At 70.2% G+C, this 7253-nt stretch carries 8 protein-coding genes; 3 read left to right on the forward strand and 5 right to left on the reverse strand.

Annotation, left to right across the window (positions count from 1 at the left end):
• Nucleotides 1-41: 41 nt before the first annotated feature.
• The 5 genes from ACWD4O_RS42420 to ACWD4O_RS42440 form a co-directional block, all read right to left on the reverse strand.
• Nucleotides 42-671, reverse strand: coding sequence for an MBL fold metallo-hydrolase (locus ACWD4O_RS42420; protein WP_451288391.1), 630 nt, complete (start codon nt 669-671; stop codon nt 42-44).
• Nucleotides 671-1756: an S-(hydroxymethyl)mycothiol dehydrogenase gene (locus ACWD4O_RS42425; protein ID WP_451288392.1), complete on the reverse strand. Its 1086-nt coding sequence runs from the start codon at nt 1754-1756 to the stop codon at nt 671-673. Before ACWD4O_RS42425 ends, ACWD4O_RS42420 begins: the two co-directional genes overlap by 1 nt.
• A gap of 58 nt (nt 1757-1814) precedes the next feature.
• The gene (locus tag ACWD4O_RS42430; protein WP_451288393.1) at nt 1815-3032 is read right to left on the reverse strand and encodes a cytochrome P450; all 1218 of its coding nucleotides are present in this window, start codon (nt 3030-3032) and stop codon (nt 1815-1817) included.
• Nucleotides 3033-3074: 42 nt separating this feature from the next.
• Nucleotides 3075-4082: a PDR/VanB family oxidoreductase gene (locus tag ACWD4O_RS42435; protein WP_451288394.1), complete on the reverse strand. Its 1008-nt coding sequence runs from the start codon at nt 4080-4082 to the stop codon at nt 3075-3077.
• Nucleotides 4083-4182: 100 nt separating this feature from the next.
• Entirely contained in the window at nt 4183-4989 is an 807-nt protein-coding gene (locus ACWD4O_RS42440) for an IclR family transcriptional regulator (protein ID WP_451288395.1), read from the reverse strand.
• A gap of 174 nt (nt 4990-5163) precedes the next feature.
• Between ACWD4O_RS42440 and ACWD4O_RS42445 the strand changes: the two genes are divergently transcribed.
• The 3 genes from ACWD4O_RS42445 to ACWD4O_RS42455 form a co-directional block, all read left to right on the forward strand.
• Nucleotides 5164-5826, forward strand: coding sequence for a TetR/AcrR family transcriptional regulator (locus ACWD4O_RS42445; RefSeq protein ID WP_451288396.1), 663 nt, complete (start codon nt 5164-5166; stop codon nt 5824-5826).
• Between the two features lie 39 nt (nt 5827-5865).
• Nucleotides 5866-6669 carry an SDR family oxidoreductase gene (locus tag ACWD4O_RS42450; protein ID WP_451288397.1) on the forward strand — a complete coding sequence of 268 codons (804 nt, stop codon included), beginning with the start codon at nt 5866-5868 and terminating at the stop codon, nt 6667-6669.
• On the forward strand, nt 6666-7253 hold a 588-nt coding region (locus tag ACWD4O_RS42455; protein ID WP_451288398.1), incomplete at its 3' end, for an SDR family NAD(P)-dependent oxidoreductase. The genes ACWD4O_RS42450 and ACWD4O_RS42455, both read left to right, overlap by 4 nt.

Raw genomic sequence — 7253 nt, forward strand, 5'->3', positions numbered from 1 at the left:
TTCGTCGGGCGTTCGGGGCAAAGATCAGCACCGCACCGGTCTCAGTACCCCCGGTCGACCCACTCGTCGAGATGCGGGGCCTCGGCACCGATGGTGGTCGACTCTCCGTGGCCGGTGCGGACCACCGTCCCGGGCGGTAGAACGAGCAGGCGATCACGGATGGAACGGACGATCGTCGGGAAGTCGGAGTACGACCGCCCAGTGGCCCCCGGTCCGCCGGCGAACAGGGTGTCGCCGGTGAAGACCGTGCGCAGTGACGGCGCGTGCAGCGAGATCGCCCCGGGCGTATGCCCGGGAGTGTGCAGCACGGTCAGTTCGATCCCGGCCACGCTGATCCGGCGCATGTCGGAGAGGTAGCCGTCCGGGTTCCTGTCCGGGTGGGTGTGTTTCCACAGCAACCGGTCGTCGAGATGGATCAGGACCGGCGCACCGGTCGCGTCGGCGAGCGCGGGAGCGGCGTCTATGTGGTCGTCGTGGCCATGGGTGCACACGATGGCCCTCAGCCGCCGATCGCCGACGGCTGCCCCGATGGCTTCGGCGTCGTGAGCGGCGTCGATGACGATCACCTCTTCGTCGTCGCCAACGATCCACACGTTGTTCTCGACGTCCCAGGTGCCGCCGTCCAGGCTGAAGGTGCCGGACGTGACCAGGTGCTCTATGCGGGCGACCATCACAGGACGACCACGGAGCGGAGGACGTCGCCCTTGTGCATCCGGGCGAAGGCGTCCTCGACGCCGTCCAGGGCGATCGTCTCGCTGACGAACGCGTCGAGGTCCAGACGGCCCTGGAGGTACAGGTCGATCAGCAGGGGGAAGTCCCGGGAGGGCAGGCAGTCGCCGTACCAGGACGACTTCAACGCGCCCCCGCGGCCGAAGACGTCCAGCAGCGGCAGCTCGAGCTTCATCTCGGGCGTGGGCACGCCGACGAGGACGACCGTCCCGGCCAGGTCGCGGGCGTAGAAAGCCTGCTTGTACGTCTCCGGGCGGCCGACCGCCTCGATGACGACGTCGGCGCCGTGGCCACCGGTCAGCTCGCGGATCGCCTCGACCGGGTCGGTCTCGCGCGAGTTGACCGTGTGTGTGGCGCCCAGGCTGCGGGCCGTCTCCAGCTTGCGGTCGTCGATGTCCACGGCGATGATCTTCGCCGCGCCTGCCAGGTGGGCCCCGGCGATGGCCGCGTCGCCGACACCGCCGCAGCCGATGACGGCGACCGAGTCGCCGCGGCCGACGTTGCCGGTGTTGATCGCGGCGCCGATGCCGGCCATCACGCCGCAGCCCAGCAGCCCCGCGGCGGCCGGTGACGCGGCCGGGTCGACCTTCGTGCACTGCCCGGCCGCGACCAGGGTCTTCTCGGCGAAGGCTCCGATGCCCAGGGCAGGGGACAGTTCGGTGCCGTCGGTGAGAGTCATCTTCTGCTCGGCGTTGTGGGTGTTGAAGCAGTACCAAGGCCGTCCGCGCCGACAGGCCCGGCAATTCCCGCAGACAGCACGCCAGTTGAGGATCACAAAGTCGCCGGGCCCGACGTCGGTCACACCTTCGCCGACCGACTCCACGACGCCGGCCGCCTCATGGCCGAGCAGGAACGGGAACTCGTCGTTGATGCCGCCCTCACGGTAGTGGAGGTCGGTGTGACAGACCCCGCACGCCTGGATCCGCACCACCGCCTCCCCCGGCCCCGGGTCGGGGATCACGATCGTCTCGATGCCGACCGGCTCGCCCTTCGCCCGCGCGATGACGCCTCGTACCTGCTGGGACATTGCTGGTTTCCCTCACTTTCCACGGAGATGACTGCGACCGAGTGATGTCGACGGCTGGTCAGCCGGCCGTCGTCCGTACCCGTATGGGCAGGGACACCCACGCACGCAGGGTGTTGTTGGGGTGGCGGTGCGGTGTGCCGGTGAGTTCGATCCGCTCGACGCGGCGGGCCAGGGCGGTCAGCAGCGCCTCGGCCTCCAGACGGGCCACGTGCTGGCCGATGCACTGGTGCAGGCCCATACCGAAGCCGACGTGGCCGGAGGGATCACGGGTGAGGTCGAAGCGGTCGGGGTCGTGCCAGCGCTCCGGGTCCCGGTTGGCCGCACCGAGCAGCATGAGGATCTTCGTGCCCCTGGGGATCAATGTGCCGGCGATGGTGACGTCGGTGGTCGCGGTACGGAAGAACGTCTGCACCGGCGACTGCCAGCGGACCGCCTCGTCGAACGCTGCACGTGCCAACTCCGGCCGCTCGCGCAGCCGTTGCCACTCCTCGGGGTGGGTGGCGAAGGCGTACAGGCAGGCTGCCAGGCCGTGCACCGTGGTGTCGACGCCGGCCGTGAGCAGCGAACGCACCACCAACGGCGCCTGCTCGTGGGTCAGATCGCCGCGGTCTGCGGCGGCCCAGATCTGGGCGCCGAAGCCGTCCCCGCTCAGTGCCTCCCGGGTGCACTGCGCGTTCACCCATGCCGACAGTTCGGCCACCCGGTGCGCGTCTGCCGCGACGAGGTCGTTGCGCGGGCCGAAGGCGTTGAAGGCCATGTTGCCGTAGGGCAGAAGGTTCTCCCGGCCGTCCGGTCCGAGGCCCACAGCGTCCGGGAAGGCCCGCAGCGAAAACGCCTCCGCCAGCGCCGCGAACGCGTCGAACTCGGGTCCCTGGTCGAGGACTTCGTCGACGAGTTCCTCTGCCACCGCGGCCCACGTCGTGTGCAGGCGGCGCAGGGCGGGCGGGGCCAGGATCTCGCGCAGGATCCGGCGTGGGGCGTCGTGCCGGGGCGGGTCGGCCTCCAGCAGCAGACTCGGCGGACGCCACGGCTTCTCGTGCCGGAAGTTGGCCAGGCCCACGCCCGAGCCCGACTCGAAGCGCTGCCAGTCCACCAGCGCGGCGTGCACCTGCTCGTAGCGGGCCAGCGCGTGGACGTCGTAGCGCGACAGGTACACGACCGGACCGGCCTCGCGCAGGGCCTGGTGCAGCGGTTCGGGGTCCAGCAGGACCTCGTGGGCGAACGGGTCGGCGTCACTGACGGGCGGCACGACGGCACGCTCCAGTGCCTCGGTCATCACGGCTCCTTGGGAGAGAAAGCGAAGGGGCGGAGATCGGTGTCAGAGATCGAGGACGAGACGGTCACCGCAGGAGCGGGACACGCACAGGAACATGCAGTCGTTCGCCGCCCGTTCGTGGTCGGCCAGTACCGAGTCCCGGTGGTCCGGCTGTCCCTCCAGCACCGGTGTCAGGCAGGTTCCGCAGGTGCCCTGCTCGCAGGAGGACAGCACGTCGGCGCCGACGCGGCGCACCGCCTCCAGCACCGAGACCTCCGGGGTGACGGTGACGGTGCGTCCGGTGCGCCGCAGCTCGACCTCGAAGGGCGCTTCCCGCACCGGCGCGGACTGCGCGGCCGAGGTGAACCGCTCGACCCGCAGGGCGTACGGCGGCCGGGCGGCGCATGCCGCCTCGACGGCGGCGAGCAGCGGGGCGGGCCCGCAGCAGTACACCTTGGTGTCGGGGCTCGTGCTGCCGAGCCATGCCTCGAGGTCCAGCATCCCGAGCTCGTCCTGCGGGACGACATGCACCCGCTCGCCGTAGGCCTCTGTCAGCTCCTCGCGAAAGGCCATCGACGCCCGGGTCCGGCCGCCGTACAGCAACTGCCAGTCCGCTCCGAGCAGTTCGGCCTGGCGCACCATGGGCAGCAGCGGAGTGATGCCGATGCCTCCCGCGATGAAGAGGTACTTCTCCGACGGCACGAGGGGAAAGTGGTTGCGCGGGCCGCCGACCCCCACGCGGTCCCCCGGGCGCAGCCGGTCGTGCACATGCGCGGATCCGCCCCGGCCCGCGGGCTCCCTCAGCACGGCGATCCGGTAGGTGTGCGCGTCCCATCGGTCGCCGCACAGGGAGTACTGCCGGGTCGTCCCGTCCGGCAGCACCACGTCGATGTGGGAACCCGGCGTCCAGTCCGGCAGCCGGGCACCGTCCGGATGGGCGAGGGTGAGTGACACGACGCCCTCGGCGATGTCTTCCTTCGCGGAGACCGTCAGAGTCGCCGCGCTCGCCGGCGTCGACCGTCCTGCGCCGACGCCTGCCCCGGCATCCGCAACCACACTGGTTCCGACCACGTTGTCGCCTCCCGTCGTTGGGTTGCAGGCAGGATGCGCGGCGACGACGGACGCTCGCGACGGCATTCTCAATCAGTGAGAGACGAACTTCCGCTGCTCGTCATACGGCCGTTGCACTGCCGTCACGCGAGTCACCCGGATCCCGCGACTGCCCCGAGGCATCCGGGGCTCCCAGCGCACGCGAGATCCCGCGTGCCGCGGTCCGCACCACCGGCACGACGGACGTGGCCCCGGCCTCATTGGGGACGATCACCGCCAGCGCGGCCACCACCTCACCACGCGCGTCGCGCACCGGCGCCGCGATCCCCAGGGCGTCCAGGTGCACATACCCCGGGCAGTACGCGTATCCCTGCCGACGCACCTCGGCCAGCACGGCCCGCAGCCGCGCGGCAGTGTCGGGAGTGTTCGGGGTGTAGCGGTGCAGAGGCTCGTCAAGCACCCGCCTGCGCAGATCGGCGGGCCCGTGGGCAAGCAGGACCAGGCCGCTGGAGGAGGCGTGCAACGGAAGGCGGCCCGCGATGCGGGTGTAGTTGATGACCGCGCCCGGTGCCGTCAGCCGCTCCAGGAACAGCACCTCGTCGCCGTCCAGCACACCGAGCTGCACATGGTGGCCCACGACGTCGTGGACGCCCTCCATGAACGGCATGGCCGCGTCGCGCAGCGACAGGGTGGGCGAGGCCCGGGTGGCCAGCTCCCACATGCGCATCCCGATCCGGACCCGGCGGTCGGCCTCGCGGGTCAGGAACCCGTACGAGACCAGCTCGGCCACCAGCCGCGACGCGGTCGCCACGTGCAGCCCCGTACGGCGGGAGATCTCCGAGACGGTCAGGACCGGCTCCTCCGGCGTGAACGCCTCGAAGATCCGTACGACCCTCGCCAGAACCGACTCGCCGTTCTGTGTCCTCACCTCGCCATCATCGGATTTCCCTCAGCCGCGCTCAACCCCACGGCCCGCACGCATGGAGCACTCCTTAGCTGTTTAAGGCAATTGACTTCAGCGCGACACCGTGCTTCGATTCCCATCACACGGAAATGACGTTCTCTTTCTTGCGCATCGATCCTCTCCAAGGGGTGTGGTGTCGTGGTGGCTCCGTCGGTGAAGATGCAGATCGTCCTGGCCGCAGAGCGCCTGTTCGCCGAGCGCGGCCTCGACGGGGCCTCCCTGCGACAGATCAGCGCGGCCGCCGGAAACGGCAACAACACGGCGGTGCAGTACCACTTCGGCTCGAAGGAGAATCTGGTCCAGGCGATCTTCGAGTACCGCTTGGTGGACCTGAACGAACGGCGCAACGCACTCGTCGCCGAGCGGGGGCCCGATGATGTCCGGTCGTGGGTGGAGTGCCATCTTGTCCCGGTGCTCGAACAGGGGGAGCGCGAGGGCAGCCACTACCTGAGTTTCGTCGCGAAGTTGCAGCAGCACGGGCGCCGGGACGTCTTCGGCCGTCTCTCCACGGAGTTGCAGGCGCCCACCCGCCGCTTCCATGAGCAGGTGAGGGCGCTGCTGCCGCACATCCCCGAACCGCTGCGCGGCCACCGCATCGACCGGGTGACGGCCTTCAGCGTGCACGCCGGGGCCGAGCGTGAACAGCGCCGAGCCCGCGCCGAGCACGTGCTGCCCTTCGCCGTTCACCTGGGGGATCTCCTCGACGGACTCGTCGGATTCCTCCAGGCCCCGGTCTCCGGGGCGACACTCTCCGTGCTCGGGGAGGGCGCCCGTCACGAACCGGCGCCCTCCCGTCCCTAGGAATCATCCGCCAACTCCCCTCAGAGGAGCGCGCGTTCGATGAGCATCGACTTACACGACGCCGTCGCGGTCGTCACCGGCGCCGGCAGCGGGATCGGGCGGGCCACCGCGCACGCCTTCGCCCGTCGCGGCACCCGGGTCGTGGTCACCGACCGCGACGCCGAGCGCGCCCAGGCCGTCGCCGGCGAACTCGCCGAACTACCCGGACCGGGCGGCGGGAGTGTCGCCGCCACGTGCGACGTCACCGACGTCGACGACCTTCGAGCCGTCCGCGATCTGACTCTCGACCGGTTCGGCCGCGTCGACCTGGTAATGAACAGCGTCGGGATCCTGGCGGTCGGTCCCGTCGAGGACATCCCTCTCGAGGCATGGCAACACGTGATCGACGTCAACCTGCTGAGTGTGGTCCGCAGCAACCTGGTGTTCCTGCCCCTGCTCCTCGAACAGGGCTCGGGACACGTGGTCAACACCGCTTCCACGGCAGGCCTGCTGCCCTACGGATTCGACCGTCTGCCGTACACGGCGACGAAGCACGCGGTCGTCGGCCTGTCCGAGGCGCTCGCGTTGTACCTGAGGCCGCGCGGTATAGGCGTCTCCTGTCTGTGCCCGGCAGGCGTGGCCACCAACATCGTCGAACAGATCACCTTCTACGGGGAACCGGCACCGCCACAGGGACCCGCGTTCCCCGTGGTGAGCGCCGAGTCCGTCGGTGAGCTCGTCGCCGACAGCGTCAGCGCGAACCGTTTCCTCATTCTCACCGCACAGCAGGCCGCCACCGAGCTGCGCGAACTCGGAGCCGATGTCGACCACTACCTGACCCGACTGATCAAGGACACTCCATGAGCAGCACACTCGACCGCATGAGTCTGGACGGCAAGGTCGCCGTCGTCACCGGCGGCGCCGGAGCCATCGGCCAGGTCTACGCCCGTGCCCTGGGCGAAGCAGGTGCCCGGGTCGTCCTGGCCGACCTCGACGGCGACGGCGCCGAACGCGCGGCGAAGGCCCTCACCTCCGACGGTCTGCGCGCGCTCGGCGTGCGGGTCGACATCACCGACCGCGGCTCGGCCGCCGCCATGGCCGAGCAGGCAGTCGGCGCCTTCGGCGGCATCGACATCCTCGTCAACAACGCGGCGTTGATGGCCGACATCCCCCAGGTGGACCTCTTGGACCTGCCCACGGACTGGTTCGACCGCGTCATGCGGGTGAACGTGCTGGGCGCCATCGTCTGCGCGGGTGCGGTCAAGGCGTCGATGGTCGAGCGCGGCGGAGGGCGGATCATCAACCAGGTGTCGGCCGGCGCCTTCATGGGCGGCGGCATCTACGGCGTGAGCATCCGGGGAAACCCCGGCCGGAGCCAGGGGAGAAATCAGAGGCGGGACCACTCCATCATCGCTCACCCTGAACAGGGGCAACCCGGTGGGCGATCT

The sequence above is a fragment of the Streptomyces sp. NPDC002623 genome (genome assembly GCF_053592635.1).

Coding starts and splice junctions, on each gene's coding strand:
- ACWD4O_RS42430 (WP_451288393.1), bottom strand. CDS start 3,032: ATGACCGAGGCACTGGAGCGTGCCGTCGTGCCGCCCGTCAGTGACGCC.
- ACWD4O_RS42420 (WP_451288391.1), bottom strand. CDS start 671: ATGGTCGCCCGCATAGAGCACCTGGTCACGTCCGGCACCTTCAGCCTG.
- ACWD4O_RS42425 (WP_451288392.1), bottom strand. CDS start 1,756: ATGTCCCAGCAGGTACGAGGCGTCATCGCGCGGGCGAAGGGCGAGCCG.
- ACWD4O_RS42450 (WP_451288397.1), top strand. CDS start 5,866: ATGAGCATCGACTTACACGACGCCGTCGCGGTCGTCACCGGCGCCGGC.